Here is a 19,566-nt window from a genome sequence, read left to right as displayed (position 1 = left end):
CCTCGTTTTGCGAGGCTTCTTCCTGTTTTCCCCACCATTCATAGTTTCATGCTGCGCTCAGTGTTACCCTTCACCCATTAGACAGAAGGGAGATTATCTGTGGCCGTTCATTTGCTTATCGTCGATGCACTTAACCTGATTCGCCGTATTCATGCGGTACAGGGCACCCCCTGCAAGGACACCTGTTTACACGCGCTGGAGCAGCTCATTCGCCATAGCGAACCCACCCACGCTGTTGCCGTATTCGACGATGAAGCACGCAATACCGGCTGGCGGCACCAGCGCCTGCCGGACTACAAAGCCGGACGTGCGCCGATGCCGGACGATCTGCACGCAGAAATGCCCGCTATCCGCGCGGCCTTTGAGCAGCGCGGCGTTCCGTGCTGGGGCGCCCACGGTAATGAGGCTGACGATTTAGCCGCAACGCTGGCGGTTAAAGTCGCGAGCGCCGGGCATCAGGCGACTATCGTTTCAACCGACAAAGGCTACTGCCAGCTGCTCTCTCCAACGATCCGCATCCGGGACTACTTTCAAAAACGCTGGCTGGACGCGCCATTCATTGCCAGCGAGTTTGGCGTATCGCCTGAGCAACTGCCGGATTACTGGGGGCTGGCGGGGATCAGCAGCTCTAAAGTGCCGGGTGTCGCCGGTATTGGACCCAAAAGCGCCGCACAGCTGCTGACGGAGTTTCAGAGTCTGGAAGGAATTTACGCCAGGCTTGATGAAGTGCCGGAAAAATGGCGCAAAAAGCTGGAGGCGCATAAAGAGATGGCGTTTATCTGCCGGGAGGTGGCGACGCTACAGACGGATTTACAGCTGGACGGGAATTTACAGCAGTTAAGGTTAGAACGTTAAAACAACTACACGATTTTGTAGGCCCGGTAAGCGCAGCGCCACCGGGCGTTACAAACGTTATCGCTCGTCGCGACGCCCACCCACGGCCGCCCACCAGCGACGGATATGGACCGTCACTTCTTCGCGGTCGTGATAAAGCTGACGCGCCTGGATTTCCGCGTTAATCCCGTGTTCGTCCAGCTGCTGCTGAATATAGGCCAGGTTCTGCGACACCTCTTCGTAGCGCTTTTTCATCGGCAGCTTGAGGTTGAAAATCGTCTCACGACACCAGCCGTTCACCAGCCAGGAGGCCATCAGCGCCGCGACTTTCGCCGGTTTTTCTACCATGTCGCACACCATCCAGGAGATGTTGTTGCGGTTCGGGCGATAGCGGAAGCCGTCCTCACGCAGCCAGGTGACCTGCCCGGTATCCATCAGGCTTTGCGCCATCGGGCCGTTATCCACAGACGAAACCCACATATTGCGTTTCACCAGCTGATAGGTCCAGCCGCCCGGGCACGCGCCAAGGTCGACGGCATACATGCCGTTTGCCAGACGTTCGTCCCACTCGTCCGCCGGGATAAAGACGTGAAACGCCTCTTCCAGCTTCAGGGTTGAACGGCTCGGCGCATCTGCCGGGAAGCGCAGACGCGGGATCCCCATAAAGAACGGCGAATTATTGGTGGTATACGAGTAGCCGGCGTAGCAACATCCTGGCGCAATAAAGAAGATATGCACGACCGGGCGCTTTGGCGTTTCGTAGTTTGTCAGCACACCCGCATCACGCAGCGCCGCGCGCAGCGGCACGGTGAACTTACGGCAGAACTTCATCAGCTCTTTGCTTTCGTTGGTGTCGGCCACTTCCACGCGCAAATCGCCGCCCTTCTCCACCACGCCCTGCAACAGGCCAACAATCGGCGTGATGCGATCTTCCGGCGGAAGATCTTTCAGCAGTTCGCCCGCTACAAACATCTGACGGGCGAAAATCAATGAGCTGAACGGCAGTTCGCGCGCCAGCTTGTCGCCATCATCAGGCTGATAGCATTCAAATACCACATAGCCCGCGTTCTCTTTGACGCGAGCGAATCCGAAGACTTCACGCTTCGCCGCTTTATCGGTGATTTCCGCGGCGCACTCTTTCTCAAACCCCGGGCGACAATATAAAACAACCTTATTCATGAACAACGCCCTTGCGTTTCAGACGGATAGCTCCGATAAACATTAACACCCAACCCGCCAGGAAGCTGACGCCGCCGACAGGTGTAACAAACGCCCACAGGCGTAAATGCGACAGCGCCAGACAGTAAAGACTGCCGCTGAACAGTACGGTACCCAGCGCCAGAAAGACGCTGCTCCAGTAAAACCAGATGCTGATGCGGCGCTGCATCGCCACCGCCAGCCCAAAAATTGCCAGCGTGTGGAACGCCTGATATTCAAGGCCGGTCTGGATCCAACCCATCTCCACAACGCCCAGAGATTTGCTTAAGACATGCGCGCCAAACGCGCCCAGAGCTACAAAAATAAAGCCACTCACCGCGGCGAAAATCAGCATGAATCGGCTGGTCATGTTTAAGTCCTGAATTGATGCGTGCCCGGCACACAAACGTTATTGTTCATACCTGAAGCGGAATTTTTCTTGCTCGCTTGCCGCTTTCGCCAGTATCCACTGCCGGAAAGCGGCTATTTTACCCAGTTCTGCCTGACTGTCATGACAAACCAGATAAAATGCATTCTTGCTGACCAGTACATCGTTAAATGGGCAAACCAGACGGCCTGCCTCAATTTCGGACTGCGCCATAACGTTGTTTGCCAACGCCACGCCCTGCCCGTGAATGGCAGCCTGTAGCACCATCGCGCTGTGGCTAAAAATGGGCCCCTGCTGCACGTTTATATGATTAAGACCTAACTGGCGGGTATAAGTTTGCCAGTCGCGACGCGAAGCATCGTGCAAAAGCGTATGTTGCGCCAGATCGGCGGGCGTTTTGAGCGCTTTATCCCCCGTCAGCAGCAGCGGTGAACAGACCGGCAACAGATATTCTGCGTATAATTTTTCCACACGCAAGCCCGGCCAGTTACCGCGACCGTAAAAAATCGCCACGTCCACATCATCTGCCAGCTTGTCTTCCTGACGGTCCACCGCCTGGATTCGGACATCGATTCCCGGATAAGTTGAGTTAAAGCTTGAGAGTCGCGGCACCAGCCACTGAATGGCAAAACTGGGCAATAAACTCACAGTCAGAGCGCCTTTTGCGCTCCGGGCCTGAAGCTTGCGCGTGGCTTCCGTCAGCTGGGAAAAAATCTCTTTAATATCCTGAAAATAGCTCTGCCCCTCTTCGGTCAACAGCAACGAACGGTTGCGTCGACGGAACAGCTTAAGCCCCAGAAAATCCTCCAGAGACTTGATTTGATGACTTACTGCGGCCTGTGTCACAAAAAGCTCATCGGCTGCGCGGGTGAAGCTGAGGTGGCGTGCTGCTGCATCAAAAACACGTAATGCATTTAGAGGTGGCAATCGCTTGGACATGGTTATCTGGCTTAGATGTTAACGAGATTTAACATATAGGAAACAACGTTTAACCTATTAGTTTTTTTTATCTGAGCCATTATAATTTGTCCGTTGAGGAACTACCAGCAAATACCTATAGTGGCGGCACTTCCTGAGCCGGAACGAAAAGCTTTTTTTGGAATGCGTGTTCTGAAGGGCTTTTGGCTTACGGTTGTGATGTTGTGTTGTTGTGTTTGCAATTGGTCTGCGATTCAGACCACGGTAGCAACGCTACCAATTTTTCACTTCCTGTACATTTACCCTGTCTGTCCATAGTGATTAATGTAGCACCGCCAACTTGCGGTGCTTTTTTTTCGCTTATCTAACTGTTAATGCTCGATTTCCTTCATCTCTTTCACGTCACTGCGGTTGATCTGCTGTTTGTTCCCGTTAGCATCTTTGTATGAAATCATCCCGGTATCATTATCGGTTGTCGGTTTCCCTTCAGAGACGATAGATCGACCATCGTTGGTATGCATTACGTAGTTATTACCAGAACAGGCGCTCAGGGCAAAGGTCAACGCACAGGCAGAAATGATTGCAGCTGTCTTTTTCATGATTATCTCCTTTAGCAATTAATGCTATTCAAACCTCGATTTATAACAGGCTAAAACATCCGCCTAACACTATTTAGCATAACCTGCTTTTTCAGACTCGCCAGGATAAGCAGACAAATCTGATAGATATCAACTTCCTTGCCCTGCCGATGAATTTGCGCGACGATCATAGAATCGATATGAGGAATTCCATGAACGCTTTCAGTCCTGCGCAGTTTCGCGCACAGTTTCCTGCGCTGGCCGATGCCGGCATTTATCTTGATAGCGCCGCCACGGCCCTTAAACCGCAGGCGGTGATTGAGGCAACCCGCCAGTTTTACAGCCTGAGCGCCGGGAACGTGCACCGCAGCCAGTATGCCGACGCGCAGCGCTTAACGGCGCAATACGAAGCCGCACGGGATCAGGTCGCGCGCCTGATCAATGCTGACAGCGGTAAGAACATCGTCTGGACGCGGGGCACCACCGAGGCCATTAACATGGTGGCGCAATGTTACGCGCGTCCGCTGTTGCAGCCCGGGGATGAGATCATCGTCAGCGAGGCGGAACACCACGCCAACCTGGTACCCTGGCTGATGGTGGCCGAACAAACCGGGGCACAGGTTGTAAAGCTCCCGTTGGGTGCGGACTTCCTGCCTGACGTGGCGCGTCTGCCTGAGCTGATTACGCCGCGCAGCCGTATTCTGGCGCTGGGGCAGATGTCCAACGTCACCGGCGGCTGCCCGGATCTGGCGCGTGCCATTGAGATTGCCCATGCCAGCGGCGTGGTGGTGATGGTCGACGGTGCGCAGGGTGTGGTGCATTTTCCGGCTGACGTTCAGGCGCTGGATATCGACTTCTATGCCTTCTCAGGACACAAATTGTACGGGCCAACCGGTATCGGCGCGCTGTACGGCAAACCTGAACTGCTGGCCCGGATGAAGCCCTGGCTCGGCGGCGGCAAGATGATTACCGAAGTCACCTTCGACGGTTTTAAAACGCAGGATGTACCCTACCGCCTGGAAGCCGGTACCCCAAACGTGGCCGGGGTTATCGGTCTGAGCGCGGCGCTCGAATGGCTGGCAGAAACGGACGTGGTTCAGGCTGAAAGCTGGAGCCGGGGTCTGGCGACGCTGGCGGAAGAAGAACTGAAAAAACGTCCGGGTTTTCGCTCGTTCCGCGTCCAGGACTCCAGCCTGCTCGCCTTTGATTTCGCGGGCGTGCACCATAGCGACATGGTGACGTTGCTTGCCGGATACGGCATTGCCCTGCGTGCCGGACAGCACTGCGCCCAGCCGCTGCTGGCGGCTATTGGTGTGAGCGGTACCCTGCGCGCCTCGTTTGCACCGTACAATACAAAAAGTGACGTCGATGCGCTGGTTTCCGCCGTCGACCGCGCCCTGGAATTACTGGTGGATTAATGACAAGTTCAGCTTTAGCCGGGCACCCGTTCGGCACCGTTATTACTGAAGAGACGTTAAAGCAGACCTTCGTCCCGCTCACGCAGTGGGAAGATAAATATCGTCAGCTGATCCTGCTGGGTAAACAGTTGCCCACGCTGTCAGACGAGCTGAAATCACAGGCGAAGGAGATCGCAGGCTGCGAGAACCGCGTCTGGCTTGGGTTTAGCGTATCCGGAGAGAAACTGCATTTCTTCGGCGACAGCGAGGGACGCATTGTTCGCGGTCTGCTGGCGGTGCTGTTGACCGCAATCGAAGGGAAAAGCGCCGCAGAACTGCTGGCGCATTCTCCGCTGGCGCTGTTTGATGAGCTGGGACTTCGCGCGCAGCTTAGCGCCTCGCGCGGTCAGGGACTGATTGCGCTAAACGACGCGGTACTGGATGCCGCCCGTCAGGCTCAGGCCTGACGTTCCGCCTTCGCCATCATCTTCTTCAGGGCGTGAGAGACCGCCACAAAGCCGAAGGAGGCGGTCACCATGGTGGCCGCTCCAAACCCTGAGGCACAATCCATCCGCTTTGGCCCTTCCGCCGTGCTTTTCATTGCACAGACCGAACCATCCGCCTGCGGATAAACCAGCGCTTCTGTCGAGAACACACAGTCCACGCCCAGCTTGCCTTTGCTATTTTTCACCACGTTGAAGTCGCTTTTTAAGCGCTCGCGCAGCTTAGCGGCCAGCGGATCCTGAATGGTTTTCGCCAGATCCGCCACCTGGATCTGCGTCGGATCAATTTGTCCACCCGCGCCGCCCGTTGTCACCAGCGGCACCTTGTAACGACGACAGTAAGCGATCAGCGCCGCTTTTGGCCGCACGCTGTCGATGGCATCAATCACATAGCTGTAGCCTTTGCTCATGTACTCCGCGACGTTATCTGCCGTCACAAAGTCGTCGATCACCGTCACCCTACACTCCGGGTTGATGAGACGAATACGCTCCGCCATCACCTCGGACTTCGCCAGACCGACGTTATCACGCAGGGCGTGGATCTGACGGTTAGTGTTAGTGACGCAGACGTCATCCATATCAATCAACGTAATTGCGCCAATGCCGGTTCTCGCCAGCGCTTCTGCCGCCCACGAACCCACACCACCAATGCCCACCACGCAGACATGCGCATCCGCGAACAGTTGCAGGGCTTTTTCACCATATAACCGTGCCGTGCCGCCGAAACGCTGGCGCCAGGCATCGCTGATTACCACAGACATAAAACCTCAGATGTAAAAAGGGTGAGGTATTCCTCACCCTGAACCGTAATCCGTCTTGCCCTCAGAATACCACAATCAGCCGCTGAATACGTTTCCGGTACCCGGCGCTGCCTTCAGCACCCACACGCGTCCGTAGTGGTTATACCAGCCTGCACGATGGCCGGCATCCGGGCCGATGCCCTGATAAATGTCGAAGTGCTGGCCTTTGATCGCCCCACCCACGTCCAGCGCCACCATCAGGCGTAATTCATACTTGCCGTTGAATTTGCCGTTGTTGTCGAGGAGTGGAACTTCCGCCAGCAGCGTAGTACCTGCCGGGATAATCGAACGATCCGATGCCACAGAAGCGCGGCCAATCAGCGGGACGGCGCTCGCCCCTTTCACCGGCGCAAAGTTCTGCGGTTTGAAGAAGACAAACGATGGGTTCTGCTCAAGCAGCTCACGCACTTCCGCTTCGCTGTGTTTTTCGCCCCACTCGCGGATCGCCTGCATCGACATATCTTCTCGTTTCACTTCGCCACGGTCGATGAGCACCTTACCGATGCTGCGATAGGCATGGCCATTTTTCCCGGCGTAGCTAAAGAAGTTCAGCGGCGAGCCGTCGCCAAAATCAATATAGCCGCTGCCCTGCACGTCCATAATGAAGTTGTCCATCAGGGAGTTGCTGTAGGCCAGCACGTAATTTTCGCTCAGCGCGCCAGCGTAGATCTCGGCGCGGGACGGCAGACGACCGCGTTTCGGCGGCATACGGTAAATGGGATACTGGAACTCGCCCTGGCGTGTGTGTCGCGCCTGGACAACCGGGGTGTAGTAACCGGTGAACTGGACGTTACCGTAGTTATCCGCCCCCTCCATCTGCCAGGCATCGATACCAAACTGGCGCATATTGCGGGTATCACCGCCTGCACGCAGCCAGTCCTGGACGGCGCTATAGACATTGTTCTGCGAACCGTATAAACGCGGAGAAGCAGTGCGGATCTGGTAGACCTGCTCGGAGAAGTCTCCGGCATTGATCGGAGCGCCCACGGCGTCTGGCTGGTTAACTAAAGAGAAAGGCTGGGATAACTTCCCGTCTTTATACTGTTGACCGCGATCGGTCGGTTTGGAAGAGCAGGCCGCAAGAATCGCCACCATTGCGCCTGTCATCAGATACTTCGCCCAACGTCCTTTCATTATATCTCGTCTTTTAGTTGCCCAATTCCGCGAGATGAAGATAACAAACCCACCGTGTTAATGAAATGCAATCACCTTCCCTTTGGCAAATTCTGCACAAAAAATAGTCCAAAGTGGCTTTTGCCGTTCATTTTGCATACAAAATAATGAATTATGTGAAAAAGGGGTTGCATCACAAACCTATCCGAGTATAGTGCGCTTCCACGGACGCGGGGTGGAGCAGCCTGGTAGCTCGTCGGGCTCATAACCCGAAGGTCGTCGGTTCAAATCCGGCCCCCGCAACCAATTAAAATTTGATGAAGTATCTTCTACGACTGTAGAAAGACGGACGCGGGGTGGAGCAGCCTGGTAGCTCGTCGGGCTCATAACCCGAAGGTCGTCGGTTCAAATCCGGCCCCCGCAACCAATCAAATTTGAAGAAGTAAGTTTCTACAAGTGTAGAAAGACGGACGCGGGGTGGAGCAGCCTGGTAGCTCGTCGGGCTCATAACCCGAAGGTCGTCGGTTCAAATCCGGCCCCCGCAACCAACACTTCTTAAAACAATAAACACCCTGAAGGGTGTTTTTTTGTATCTGGCGTTTGTGAAAATGCCGGGCATGATACCCGGCTTAATGCCCTACCCCCGCCGCGCCAGCGTTTCCCCGTCTGAGAAGTAGGCCCGGATCCCCGCCAGAATCGACTCCGCCACTTCCTGCTGGAATTTAGCCGTCTTGAGCTTACGTTCCTCTTCCACGTTACTGATAAACGCGGTTTCGACCAGAATGGATGGAATATCTGGCGCTTTCAGTACCGCAAATCCGGCCTGCTCGACGCTGTTTTTGTGCAGCTTGTTGACCCGGCCCAACTTGCCCAGCACTGCTTTACCAAACTTCAGGCTGTCGGTAATGGTCAGCGACTGCACCATATCAAACATCGTATGGTCGACGTAACGGTCGCCACTTTTGCTCACGCCACCAATTAAATCCGAGGCGTTCTGCGTGTCCGCCAGGTATCTCGCGGCGGTACTGGTCGCCCCTTTCGTTGACAGGGCAAACACTGAAGATCCACTCGGCTGGCGGCTGGTGAAGGCATCCGCGTGAATAGAGACAAACAGATCCGCGCGCTGCTTTTGCGCTTTTGCCACGCGGACCTTCAGCGGGATAAAGACATCTTCGTTGCGCGTCATGTAGGCGCGCATATTACCCTCTTTGTCGATCAAGGCCTTCAGACGACGGGCAATTTGCAGCACCACATCTTTTTCGCGGGTGCGATATTTCCCGACGGCGCCGGAATCTTCTCCGCCGTGGCCAGGATCGAGCATGATCACAATCGGGCGATCGCGCCCCGCCTTGCCCGGCTGTGGGCCACTTTGCGCTGGCGGAACCTGGCTGTCGAGATCGCCTTTGTTGTAATCCTCAAGTAATGCCAGAAGCGGATCCTGAATATCCGTCGCATTCGCCGGATAGAGATCCATCACCAGACGCTCCTTAAAGGCGGCTACAGGCGCAAGGGCAAAGAGCTGAGGTTTCACGTTCTGCTTCAGCTCAAACACCATGCGCACGGTTTGCGGATCGAACTGCCCGACGCGCGCCGATTTAATAAACGGATCGTCGCCACGGATCTGAGCTGCCATGCCTTTAAGCACGGAGTTGAGGTTCACACCTTCGAGATCAACCACCACACGTTCAGGATTGCTGAGGGCAAATTGCTTGTATTTCAGCACGCGATTGGACTCGACCGTCACGCGCGTATAGGTCGACGACGGCCAGACGCGCACCGCGACTACCTGGCTTGTGGCGGCAAGACCCACCTGGCTGACGCTAAGCAACCACATCGCCCCGGCCCCTTTTAACAGGCGGCGGCGGCTTATTGCTGAATTGGATCCCGACATGCTTCTCCCGAGCAAGAAATCTGATTGATGAACAAAATGCCCAAATTGACCGAAAACTTTAACGAATGACGCATAAACTGTCATCTATAAAAGGGTAAACAATCATACGTTAACGCACGGATTACTTATTATTTTCTGTGGGTCGCAGAAAATTTAGGCTTGCACACGCGGCCACAATCGAATAAAAATACAGAAATTACGAATAAACATTCACTAAGGGTTGTGTCATGGTTAAGGAACGCAGAACCGAACTGGTCCAGGGATTCCGCCATTCTGTTCCCTATATCAACACCCATCGGGGAAAAACGTTTGTCATCATGCTTGGCGGCGAAGCCATTGAGCATGAAAACTTTTCCAGTATTGTCAACGATATCGGCCTGCTGCACAGCCTCGGCATCCGTCTGGTGGTGGTGTATGGCGCACGTCCGCAAATTGAAGCCAACCTGGCCGCCCATCACCATGAGCCGATCTACCACAAACACACGCGCGTGACGGATGCGAAAACCCTCGAGCTGGTCAAACAGGCGGCGGGTCTGTTGCAGCTCGATATCACCGCCCGCCTGTCGATGAGCCTGAATAATACGCCGTTGCAGGGCGCGCACATCAACGTGGTGAGCGGCAACTTTATCATCGCTCAGCCGCTCGGCGTGGACGATGGCGTGGATTACTGCCACAGCGGCCGCATCCGCCGTATTGATGAAGAAGCCATTCACCGCCAGTTAGACAATGGCGCGATCGTTCTGATGGGCCCTGTTGCCGTCTCCGTAACGGGTGAAAGTTTTAATCTGACCTCAGAAGAGATTGCCACCCAGCTGGCCATCAAGCTGAAAGCGGAAAAAATGATCGGCTTTTGCTCCTCACAGGGTGTCGTGAACGATGAGGGCGTGATTGTGCCAGAACTTTTTCCGAATGAAGCCCAGGCGCGCGTCGAAGCGCTGGAAGCAGAAGGCGATTACTATTCCGGTACCGTGCGTTTTCTGCGCGGCGCCGTTAAAGCGTGCCGTAGCGGGGTGCGCCGCAGCCACCTGATCAGCTATCAGGAAGACGGCGCGCTGTTGCAGGAGCTGTTCTCCCGTGACGGGATCGGTACGCAGATCGTCATGGAGAGCGCCGAGCAGATCCGCCGTGCCACCATCAACGATATCGGCGGCATTCTGGAGCTGATCCGTCCGCTGGAACAACAGGGAATTCTGGTTCGCCGATCCCGTGAGCAGCTGGAGATGGAGATCGACAAGTTCACCATCATTCAGCGGGATAACCTGACCATTGCCTGTGCGGCGCTTTATCCGTTCCCGGAAGAGCAGATTGGCGAAATGGCGTGCGTCGCCGTGCATCCTGATTACCGTAGCTCCTCACGGGGGGAGCTGCTGCTTGAACGCGTGGCGGCACAGGCGCGCCAGAAGGGTCTGAGCAAGCTGTTCGTGCTTACCACGCGCAGCATTCACTGGTTCCAGGAGCGCGGCTTCACGCCGGTGGATATTGATTCCCTGCCGGAAAGTAAGAAAGAGATGTACAACTACCAGCGCCGCTCGAAGGTGTTAATGGCGGACCTGGGATAACAGTCACCCTCTCCTGCTGGAGAGGGCGTTCACTCAGACAGATTCAAATATCGCGCTTAATCCGCTTCTGCGCTCAGTACGGGTGGCAATCGCCTGACTCAACACGCGCTCATCCGCATACAGTGACAGACGCTGGCGCGCGCGAGTAATGGCGGTGTAGACCAGCTCGCGGGTCACAACCGGCGACAGCTGTGTCGGCAGGATCAGCGCCGCATGGTTGAACTCGGAGCCCTGAGATTTATGTACCGTCATCGCCCATGCCGTTTCATGCTCTGGCAGGCGGCTGGGCTGGACGGACTTCAGGCTACCGTCCGGTAGCTGGAACCAGACGCGCAGACCGTTGCCGCGATCGAGCGCAATGCCGATATCCCCGTTGAACAGCCCCAGCGCACTGTCGTTGCGGGAGATCATCACTGGCCGGCCCTCATACCATCGCGAATGCAGCTGACGGTTAATTTTGCGCTTCTGCACCAGCAACTGCTCCAGCCTGTCGTTCAGGCCCGCGACGCCAAACGGCCCTTCCCGCAATGCGCACAGAAGCTGGTATTCGCCAAATGCGGCGATGACCTGCCCGGGCTGACTGCGCTGCTGCACGCAGCTCAGAAAATGCTGGTATCCCTGGAGAGCCTCCTCAAGCATAGCCTGATACTCTTCCCCGCTTTGCAGCGATTTCTTTTCAATGTCAGTGAAGGAACCGTCAAACACCGTGCGCGTGGCGTGCCTGTCGCCACGGTTGACCGCCGCAGCCAGCTGGCCGATGCCGGAGTCGCTACCGAAACGGTAGCTTTTTTGCAGCAGGCACAGGCTGTCACGCAGTGCGCCCGCGATCGGCGTGTGATCGGGTTCAAGCGAGCAACCGGTCAGACGGGCGAGCTCCTGCGCCCGCGCGGCGGTATAACCGTAACTGGCGTAGGTACAGATATCTCCCAGCACCGCCCCGGCTTCTACAGAGGCGAGCTGGTCGCGATCGCCCAGGAAAACCACGCGCGCATGGGGTGGTAGCGCATCGATCAGGCGCGACATCATGGTCAGGTCGATCATGGAGGCTTCATCCACCACCAGCACGTCCAGATGCAGCGGATTGCCCGCATGGTAGCGCAGCCGCTGGCTACCCGGCTGCGCGCCGAGCAGACGGTGCAGAGTACTTGCTTCACCCGGGAAAAGCGCAAGCTGCTCCTGGGTGAGCGGCAGCCGTTGCATCGCACCGCCCAGTGATTCGGTCAGACGCGCCGCGGCCTTCCCGGTGGGCGCCGCCAGACGAATACGGCATCGCTGCTCGCCTGAAAGCTGTATCAGGGCTGCCAGCAGCTTTGCGACGGTCGTTGTTTTCCCGGTTCCCGGGCCGCCGGATATCACCGAGATCCGCCGCGTCAGGGCGACGGCTGCCGCCACTTTCTGCCAGTCTGTGGCCTCACCGGAGTCAAACAGCCTGTCCAGCGTCTGGCGAAGCTGTGCTTCGTCGCAGGGAAGCGGCGCATTGGTCTCACTAAAGAAACGCGCTACCGTCAGTTCGTTTCGCCACAGGCGGTTCAGGTATAAGCGCTCCCCCGTAAGGATCAGCGGTGCCTGGTTGTCTCCCGGTCCGACGGCTGACGATTCACGCAAGATTTTCTGCCAGTCCACCTTATCTCCCAGCAGCGCAAAGCAGGACTGGAGGACAGGCGGCATTTTCTCGTCAACCACCAGACGCGAGAGCGGCAGACACACATGCCCCTCTCCGGCGTCTTTACTCAACAGGGCAGCGGCAAGCATCACGGCGGGCTGGTCAGCGGCAATCATCATGGCAAACTGCACGTCCAGCTGACGCAGCACGCGTTGCTCTACCGCATCCAGCAATAAGTCCTGCATCGTCATGCCATCTCCTCCGTGTTTGCTGCAAACAGGTTATCCATTTTATTAATCAATTCCGCATCCGGACGAGTGCTGAAGATCCCGGAGCGCGGATCGGCAGCATCAACCCCGCGCAGGAACAGATAGATGACACCGCCAAAATGATCGTCGTAGCGATAATCCGCAATACGGTGGCGCAAATAGCGGTGCAGCGCCAGGGTATAGAGCTGATATTGCAGATCGTAGCGATGCATTTGCATGGCTGCCGCCATCGCCTGCTGGGTATAGGCTTCGCTGTTCTCGCCCAGCCAGTTCGATTTGTAATCCAGCAGGTAGTACCGTCCTTCGTGACGGAAGACCAGGTCGATAAACCCTTTCAGCATGCCCTGCACCTGACGGAAGTTCAGCGGCGGGCAACCGGCTGACAGCGGATCGTACTGACGGATGAGCGCATCGAGCGCGTCGGCCTTAAGCGGGCCTGCGACGGGCAGATAAAACTCCATCTCAACCTGCTTATTTTTAGCCGTTAACTGGCGAAGAGAGAAGCCCTGCGTCGTCAGCGGCGCCTGCAAAATGGCGTTGATCCAGTCAGTGAGAACGGGCTGCCAGTGCGCGTCATAGCCTCCGCTCTGCAACATCTTCAGCACCCACTCCTCACTGACAGGCTGGGTGAAATCAAGCTCTTCAAAGAGGCTGTGCAAAAAGGTGCCCGGCGACGCGCCGCGTGGGAACTGATGTGGAGTTAACGTCGGTTCAACCGGAACATCGCCCACCCCTGCGGCATCCACGTCCAGCTTCGGCATGAGATCCTGCGCAATACTTTGCCCGTGCTGTTGCAGGCCAGAGTAGCTGGTGACGCGCCAGTCGTCGGCAAGCACCCGTGTGATCTGGCGCGCGTTAAGATCGGTCGCGGGCTCTTGCGCCATTTCCCAGCGGCTGTTGTCTGGCAGAGAAGGGATATGCAGGGCGATATCGTCTCCGCAAAGCGACTCAATACAGAGGCGCAACCCCGCCGCATCTTTAGGCTCACCACGCTGAATAAGCCGCCCTAAGGCGCTTAAATGGAAATCGCTCTCCCCTGTTTTCTCCCCGCGACGGCGGAAAACCGGCGCGACGCCCAGGCTGCAATGCCAGACAGAACGGGTCAGCGCCACATAAAGCAGGCGCAAATCCTCCGCCAGACGCTCCGCTTCCGCCAGCTCAACGCTGGTTTCCGCCTTGCTGAGATCGAGCACCGCATCGAAAGTCTCGCGGTCATGATAATAGGCCTGATCCTGAACGCGGTAGTTGGCGATAAAGGGCAGCCAGACCAGCGGATACTCGAGACCTTTCGATTTGTGAATGGTGACGATTTGCACCAGATGCTTATCGCTCTCAAGACGCATCTGCTGGCTTGAGGCGTTACTGTTTGGATCCGCGATTTGCTGCGCCAGCCAGCGTACGAGGGCATGTTCACTTTCAAGCTGGGTGCCGGCTTCCTGCAACAGTTCGCTGATGTGTAAAATATCGGTAAGACGCCTTTCACCGCCGGATGACGCCAGCATATTTTCGGCAATCTGACGCCGCGTCATCAATTCGCGCAGCATCGCCATGACGCCGCGTTTTTGCCAGCGTTCACGGTAATGGACAAACTCTTCCACCACCGCATCCCATGCGTTTTCGTCATGGTTGAGCTCATCTATATCGCGCGCGTTCATCCCCAGCATAGAGCTGGCCAGCGCGCTTCGAAGCGTATTTTCGCGCTCCGGGGCCAGCACCGCCTGAAGCAGCCAGAGCATTTCCTGGGCTTCCAGCGTGTCGAACACGCTGTCGCGGTTAGAAAGATACACTGACGGAATATCCAGCAACGTTAGCGCATCGCGGATTAGCGCCGCTTCCTGACGACTGCGCACCAGCACGGTAATATCAGAGGCTTTAACTGGATTCGCCTGTTCCCCCTTCCACAGCAGCGCCTCGCCGCGCGCGCCTGCGCTCAGCCAGTCACGGATTTGCGCGGCGCAGTGCTGGGCCATCGCCGCCTGATAGTCGGCAACCCCATAGCCTTCCCCTTCCAGCAGCCAGAAGGTCATGGCGGGTTGCACCGCGCTACTGACTTCGAAGCGCAGGGATGCGTTTTTTGGGGCGGATTTCACCGGCAGGAAAGGGATTTCATTGAACATGAACGCCGTCTCCATACGGCTGAACAGCGCATTGACGCTCTCAACCATCCCCGGCGCGGAACGCCAGTTAGTGTCTAACGTGTAATGCGCGACAACCTCACTACGGGCTTTCATATAGGTGAAGATATCTGCCCCACGGAAGGCGTAAATCGCCTGTTTAGGGTCGCCAATCAACAACAGAGCAGTGTCGGGCTGCTGTCGCCAGATGCGGCGAAAAATGCGGTACTGCTGAGGGTCGGTGTCCTGAAATTCGTCAATCATCGCCACCGGAAAACGGGTACGGATCGCGCTGGCGATCGCTTCACCATTCTCGCTGGACAGCGCCTCGTCCAGGCGGCTCAGCATGTCATCAAACCCCAGCTCGCCCCGGCGACGTTTTTCGCGCGCGACGGCCTGGCGGATCTCCGTCATGGCGCGGGTGATCATCAGGTCATTGAGCGTTAATGGCTCCGCAAGCAGCGCATCAATCGCCACAAACAGGGAATGCTCAGGCACAATGCCGTCGGCTTTGGTTCGCTCGGTCAAAAAGCGCTGCGAAAATTTTTCCAGTGCGTCCGGAAGCTGGTAGCCCCGCGTCTCCTCCTGGGCCCAGACGCTGATCTTTTCGATCCACTTCCCCTGGTTCCCACGGTTGAACTTGCGTCTGTCGATGCCTGAGTTTTCGATGATTGCATCAATTTCACCAACCGACTCATTCCACTTCTGCTTAAGCGTCGCAATTTTGGCGACGATCTTTTCATGGCGCGAGGCCAGCGTTTCATCGGCAGGCGGCGGAGATTTAATGACCGGCGCTTCGCCTTGCAGGTAACGGTCGATGGCGCGAAGAAGCTCTTCCGGACCTTTCCACAGGGCGTGAACCGCTTCGGCAATGTCGCGCTGCAATGGATAACAGTGACGACGCCAGAAATCCGCACAGGCCTGATAGCGAAGCTCGGATTCATCTTCAATAAGCTGCTGCTCAAAGAGCATGCCGGATTCAAACGCATTCAGGCTTAACATGCGCTGACAAAAACCGTGAATGGTGAAGACGGACGCTTCATCCATTTGCCGCTCGGCCAGCAGCAGCCATTGCGCAGCCTGTTGCTTATCCGCAATCTCGTCCAGCAGGCTCGCGTAGAGGGGGTTATCCGTCGTCTGACGCAAACAGGCGATGCGCAGCTCATGAATGTTGCTGCGAATACGGCCACGCAGCTCGGCAGTGGCCGCTTCGGTGAAGGTTACCACCAGCAGCTCTTCCACGCTTAACGGGCGCGAAAAAGCGGCGTTGCCGCCGAGCCCCAACAGCAGACGCAGATAGAGCGCGGCGATGGTATAGGTTTTTCCCGTTCCCGCTGAGGCTTCAATCAGTCGCTCACCCTGTAGAGGTAAACTTAGGGGATCAAGCGGCTCAGCGGTATGGGTCATTCTTTCTTACTCCAGGGCATAGTTTGTTGCAGCGCGCTGACGCTCTTCCAGACGGTCCACTCTTTTGATTTTACGTAGTCCGTTTTCCCGTTCTGGCTGCCAGAAACCTGAGACAGGATGGCCATACCCTGCGGTTTTACTACCGCCTGATGGAAGAAATCGGCAACCTTTTGTGGCGTCAGCTGTTTTATTTCGGCCACTATTTTATCACGCGAATCAAATTTCATATTACCGCGATCAAAATCTTTGCTCAGCTGCGAGGCCTCTTCACCCAGCGTCTGCGGCGGCTGCATCACCTGGGCGATAACCGCCTGCTGGATCTGGGCAAACTCTTCCGGCTTCATGGCGCGCAGTTTTGCTTCCGCCTGCGGGAAGAACGCCTGATAACGCTGCCACAGGTAAGCGGGTTGCTTGTCGCTGCTTTGCAGAAGGAAGCCCAGCCCCCACTGACGGCCCACATTCATAGAGAAAGCGAATACCGCATAGCCCAGCTGCTCTTCGGTGCGCAGCTGGTTGTAAAACCACGGCTGAATAATTTGACCAAGCACCGCACTCTGGGCAGAGCTGGTAAATTCGTCATAACCGACAGGGACAAACACCGCGGCCAGCGCGGAATCCGTGCTGCTTCCCGCTTTTTCGAAGATCACGTTCTGCTTTTTCTCTACCAGCACATCCTGGTTACGGCACCACTCATCGCCTTTTGAACCCAGTTGCGCACGGACGTTTTGCGCCAGCGTTTTAGCCTGATCTTCGCTCATATTCCCTACAACCAGGAACTCCGGACGGGTATTGGTTTTCAGCGCATCACGGTAAGCCAGCACCTCTTTTAAGGTGACTGAGGGCAATAACGCGCGGCGATCTTCGCGCTGGAAGTACGGAATTTGCGACAGCATCTGTGCTGGCATAATCGCCTGATCGTAGGCTTTACCCTTCTCGGCAGAATCCATCATCTGGGCATACCAGGACTTAGCCTGCTCGAGCTGTTCTTCCGTAGGCGTATAGCTGAAATAACCGTCCAGCAGCGCCTGGAACAGCTGCGGCAAACGCTGGGTATAGCCGTTGGCATTCACCATCAGGCCGTTATTGGCATTGGTGGAGAAACTGATACCACCAACGGCAGCCTGGTTGCTGAGCTGATCGAGAGCAATACCGGCCAGATAATCGTTAAGCGCAAACAGCACCTGGTTTCTGGCGCTGTCCATTGCTTTGGGGTTACGCAGCACCACGCTAACATCCGCTTTTGGCTCGTCGGCGAAATAGCGGCTTGGGGTGTAGACCACGCGCAGCGTCGGCTCATCAACAATCAGCTCCGGGTGCGGATACGCCTTTGCGGGTTTGATCAGCGAGAAATCGTCCGGGATGTAGGGGTTAAGCTCCGGTAACTTCAGCGCAATTTCCCCGGCCTTTTTCTGCCAGCCCGCAAAGGTCTGTTCGCTGATTTTTTCAACCTGATACGGGGCATCAACGAAGTAGGCCATTTTGTTATGCGGTTCGTTCGGGCTGATATACCAGACGCGGGCATTCTGCGGAGTCATCATCGCCAGACGCGCTTTGAGCGCTCCGGCGTCATACTGGTCGGCAATATTTACCGCATCCAGCGTATGTTCCACCGGCACGCGGATCATGGTATCTGCCAGCCACTCAACGTAGTCCATATCACGCGTGATAGAGGGATAGCGGAAATCGAGATCCAGCACGTGCGCCAGCTCGTCAAAGTAGCGTTTATCGACGCCTTTATCGCGCAGCAGAGAGAGGTAACTGAAAATGGCCGCAACGACGTCGTCCCGGTGAGCCAGCCCTTTATCGGTCAGCGTCGCGGAGATGGCCAGCACGCCGCTATTCCCGTTTACAACGGGATCGGAGTCAGCGCGAATACCTTCCACCAGCCCCTGCTTTTGCAGCCAGTCGGAGAGCGTACCCGGGCTGCGGTTGCCGATAAGATACGTCACCAGCTCGTCGGTTTTGCTGCGGAACTGCGCCGTGTTGTTATCAATACGGAATTCAACGCGTAACACCTTGCGCGGCAAGGCCGGCACATAGTGAATAACAATGCCTTTTTGCGCGTCCGTGACAACCGGCACGTTAATCTGCGGCAGATCGATATTTTTATTTGGCACCCTGCCGTAGGTCTGCGCGGCCATGTTTGCCAGCGTCGGCAACGGTTTATTGCTGTAGATAACCGCTTTCATCAGATTGGCGGAATAGTATTTTTCACGAAACGCATGCAGCGCATCGAGCACCGGGCTACCTGGCTTGTCGCTCAGCGTTTCAAGGTTGCCGCCTGAGAAGCGCGAACCCGGGTGCGCCGGATTGATGGTTTCAGCGCTAACCTGCGCCATGCGCATACCGTCTCGCGTGCGCGCCATCGTCAGTTCGGCGTTCACGGCATTACGTTCACGGTCAGCGTATTTTTTATCCAGCAGCGGTGCGGCGATGGCATCCGCCAGACGGTCCACCGCCCCATCAAGCGCATCATTTTCCACTTCCAGGTAAAACGCGGTGCGATACGGCGCGGTACTGGCGTTGTGGCTGCCGCCATGCATTTTCAGAAATTCGGACAGGCTGTCAGGCTGTGGGTATTTTTTAGAGCCCATCAGCGTCATGTGCTCAAGGTAGTGCGCCAGTCCAGGATGGGCGTCAGGATCTTCCAGCGAACCCACCGGCACAACCAGCGCGGAGAGCGATTTCACCGCCTGAGGATCGGAAACCAGCAGCACGGTCATCCCGTTATCAAGACGAATCGCCTGATACTCACGGGTGTCCTTATCGCTCTTACGGATTGTTTCCTTGACAGGTTGCCAACCGGAATCGGCCTGAGTGACGGGAGCCCAAAGGGCGATAAACAAAACAAACGCTTTGAACAAGGTGCTGCCTGGCATTACGACCTCTTTATCACGGCTACATCATTAACAACGTGCGTGCTGGACACGCCAGCATCTCTTTCTTTGGGTACATCAGTCCGTGATAAGAGGTGCATCATAAATGAACACCTCAC

General features: G+C 56.3%; 14 protein-coding genes and 3 tRNA genes. 7 read left to right on the top strand and 10 right to left on the bottom strand.

What is annotated here, in order from left to right:
* The first annotated feature begins 99 nt into the window (after window positions 1-99).
* A complete protein-coding gene (gene xni, locus ACOTWU_RS06415) occupies window positions 100-855 on the top strand; it encodes a flap endonuclease Xni (protein ID WP_023295348.1) in 756 nt (251 codons plus the stop codon).
* 57 nt (window positions 856-912) lie between these two features.
* Here xni and rlmM read toward each other — a convergent pair whose 3' ends face one another.
* From rlmM to ACOTWU_RS06395, 4 genes are all read right to left on the bottom strand, one after another.
* A complete protein-coding gene (rlmM, locus tag ACOTWU_RS06410; protein ID WP_126498802.1) occupies window positions 913-2,013 on the bottom strand; it encodes a 23S rRNA (cytidine(2498)-2'-O)-methyltransferase RlmM in 1,101 nt (366 codons plus the stop codon).
* Complete coding sequence (locus tag ACOTWU_RS06405; protein WP_003862756.1) at window positions 2,006-2,401, bottom strand: DUF423 domain-containing protein; 396 nt, start codon at window positions 2,399-2,401, stop codon at window positions 2,006-2,008. The genes rlmM and ACOTWU_RS06405 overlap by 8 nt, the downstream gene beginning before the upstream one ends.
* A gap of 39 nt (window positions 2,402-2,440) precedes the next feature.
* Window positions 2,441-3,358 carry a glycine cleavage system transcriptional regulator GcvA gene (gene gcvA / locus ACOTWU_RS06400; RefSeq protein WP_003862758.1) on the bottom strand — a complete coding sequence of 306 codons (918 nt, stop codon included), beginning with the start codon at window positions 3,356-3,358 and terminating at the stop codon, window positions 2,441-2,443.
* Window positions 3,359-3,708: 350 nt separating this feature from the next.
* Window positions 3,709-3,936: a YgdI/YgdR family lipoprotein gene (locus tag ACOTWU_RS06395; protein ID WP_015571738.1), complete on the bottom strand. Its 228-nt coding sequence runs from the start codon at window positions 3,934-3,936 to the stop codon at window positions 3,709-3,711.
* A gap of 191 nt (window positions 3,937-4,127) precedes the next feature.
* Between ACOTWU_RS06395 and csdA the strand changes: the two genes are divergently transcribed.
* Together csdA and csdE are read left to right on the top strand one after the other, a co-directional pair.
* Window positions 4,128-5,333 (top strand): cysteine desulfurase CsdA, encoded by a 1,206-nt coding sequence (csdA, locus tag ACOTWU_RS06390; protein WP_126498801.1) that lies wholly within the window; start codon window positions 4,128-4,130, stop codon window positions 5,331-5,333.
* A complete protein-coding gene (csdE, locus tag ACOTWU_RS06385; protein WP_017382839.1) occupies window positions 5,333-5,779 on the top strand; it encodes a cysteine desulfurase sulfur acceptor subunit CsdE in 447 nt (148 codons plus the stop codon). The genes csdA and csdE overlap by 1 nt, the downstream gene beginning before the upstream one ends.
* Here the strand turns inward: csdE and tcdA are convergent.
* Both tcdA and mltA read right to left on the bottom strand, forming a co-directional pair.
* Complete coding sequence (gene tcdA, locus ACOTWU_RS06380; RefSeq protein WP_006811804.1) at window positions 5,770-6,576, bottom strand: tRNA cyclic N6-threonylcarbamoyladenosine(37) synthase TcdA; 807 nt, start codon at window positions 6,574-6,576, stop codon at window positions 5,770-5,772. The two genes, csdE and tcdA, sit on opposite strands and share 10 nt — an antisense overlap.
* Window positions 6,577-6,651: 75 nt before the next feature.
* On the bottom strand, window positions 6,652-7,749 hold the full coding sequence (mltA, locus tag ACOTWU_RS06375) for a murein transglycosylase A (protein WP_015571742.1): 1,098 nt from the start codon (window positions 7,747-7,749) through the stop codon (window positions 6,652-6,654).
* Between the two features lie 208 nt (window positions 7,750-7,957).
* On the opposite strand from mltA, the gene ACOTWU_RS06370 reads away from it, so the two are divergent.
* From ACOTWU_RS06370 to ACOTWU_RS06360, 3 genes are all read left to right on the top strand, one after another.
* Window positions 7,958-8,034, top strand: a tRNA-Met gene (locus ACOTWU_RS06370).
* Window positions 8,035-8,078: 44 nt separating this feature from the next.
* A tRNA-Met gene (locus tag ACOTWU_RS06365) sits at window positions 8,079-8,155 on the top strand.
* Between the two features lie 44 nt (window positions 8,156-8,199).
* Window positions 8,200-8,276 (top strand) — tRNA-Met (locus ACOTWU_RS06360).
* A gap of 89 nt (window positions 8,277-8,365) precedes the next feature.
* Here ACOTWU_RS06360 and amiC read toward each other — a convergent pair.
* On the bottom strand, window positions 8,366-9,619 hold the full coding sequence (amiC, locus tag ACOTWU_RS06355) for an N-acetylmuramoyl-L-alanine amidase AmiC (protein WP_017382840.1): 1,254 nt from the start codon (window positions 9,617-9,619) through the stop codon (window positions 8,366-8,368).
* A gap of 227 nt (window positions 9,620-9,846) precedes the next feature.
* Between amiC and argA the strand changes: the two genes are divergently transcribed.
* Window positions 9,847-11,178, top strand: a complete 1,332-nt coding sequence (gene argA / locus ACOTWU_RS06350) for an amino-acid N-acetyltransferase (RefSeq protein WP_252049355.1) — start codon at window positions 9,847-9,849, stop codon at window positions 11,176-11,178.
* 33 nt (window positions 11,179-11,211) lie between these two features.
* Here the strand turns inward: argA and recD are convergent, their stop codons facing one another.
* The 3 genes from recD to ptrA are packed head-to-tail and all read right to left on the bottom strand — an operon-like array spanning window position 11,212 to window position 19,450.
* Window positions 11,212-13,032, bottom strand: a complete 1,821-nt coding sequence (gene recD / locus ACOTWU_RS06345) for an exodeoxyribonuclease V subunit alpha (RefSeq protein WP_126498800.1) — start codon at window positions 13,030-13,032, stop codon at window positions 11,212-11,214.
* A complete protein-coding gene (gene recB, locus ACOTWU_RS06340) occupies window positions 13,029-16,571 on the bottom strand; it encodes an exodeoxyribonuclease V subunit beta (protein ID WP_252049354.1) in 3,543 nt (1,180 codons plus the stop codon). The genes recD and recB overlap by 4 nt, the downstream gene beginning before the upstream one ends.
* The gene (gene ptrA, locus ACOTWU_RS06335; RefSeq protein WP_023304348.1) at window positions 16,568-19,450 is read right to left on the bottom strand and encodes a pitrilysin; all 2,883 of its coding nucleotides are present in this window, start codon (window positions 19,448-19,450) and stop codon (window positions 16,568-16,570) included. Before ptrA ends, recB begins: the two co-directional genes overlap by 4 nt.
* Window positions 19,451-19,566: the final 116 nt, after the last annotated feature.

The sequence above is a fragment of the Enterobacter cloacae complex sp. GYL001 genome (assembly GCF_049237125.1).
Classification (GTDB): domain Bacteria; phylum Pseudomonadota; class Gammaproteobacteria; order Enterobacterales; family Enterobacteriaceae; genus Enterobacter; species Enterobacter hormaechei_C.
This window is presented reverse-complemented; position numbering and strand designations above follow the sequence as displayed.

Bases quoted from the DNA above. Each gene is read 5' to 3' on its own strand.
- amiC (WP_017382840.1), bottom strand. From the start codon at position 9,619: ATGTCGGGATCCAATTCAGCAATAAGCCGCCGCCGCCTGTTAAAAGGG.
- rlmM (WP_126498802.1), bottom strand. From the start codon at position 2,013: ATGAATAAGGTTGTTTTATATTGTCGCCCGGGGTTTGAGAAAGAGTGC.
- ptrA (WP_023304348.1), bottom strand. From the start codon at position 19,450: ATGCCAGGCAGCACCTTGTTCAAAGCGTTTGTTTTGTTTATCGCCCTT.
- recB (WP_252049354.1), bottom strand. From the start codon at position 16,571: ATGACCCATACCGCTGAGCCGCTTGATCCCCTAAGTTTACCTCTACAG.
- recD (WP_126498800.1), bottom strand. From the start codon at position 13,032: ATGACGATGCAGGACTTATTGCTGGATGCGGTAGAGCAACGCGTGCTG.
- ACOTWU_RS06405 (WP_003862756.1), bottom strand. From the start codon at position 2,401: ATGACCAGCCGATTCATGCTGATTTTCGCCGCGGTGAGTGGCTTTATT.
- ACOTWU_RS06395 (WP_015571738.1), bottom strand. From the start codon at position 3,936: ATGAAAAAGACAGCTGCAATCATTTCTGCCTGTGCGTTGACCTTTGCC.
- csdA (WP_126498801.1), top strand. From the start codon at position 4,128: ATGAACGCTTTCAGTCCTGCGCAGTTTCGCGCACAGTTTCCTGCGCTG.
- argA (WP_252049355.1), top strand. From the start codon at position 9,847: ATGGTTAAGGAACGCAGAACCGAACTGGTCCAGGGATTCCGCCATTCT.
- csdE (WP_017382839.1), top strand. From the start codon at position 5,333: ATGACAAGTTCAGCTTTAGCCGGGCACCCGTTCGGCACCGTTATTACT.
- gcvA (WP_003862758.1), bottom strand. From the start codon at position 3,358: ATGTCCAAGCGATTGCCACCTCTAAATGCATTACGTGTTTTTGATGCA.
- tcdA (WP_006811804.1), bottom strand. From the start codon at position 6,576: ATGTCTGTGGTAATCAGCGATGCCTGGCGCCAGCGTTTCGGCGGCACG.
- mltA (WP_015571742.1), bottom strand. From the start codon at position 7,749: ATGAAAGGACGTTGGGCGAAGTATCTGATGACAGGCGCAATGGTGGCG.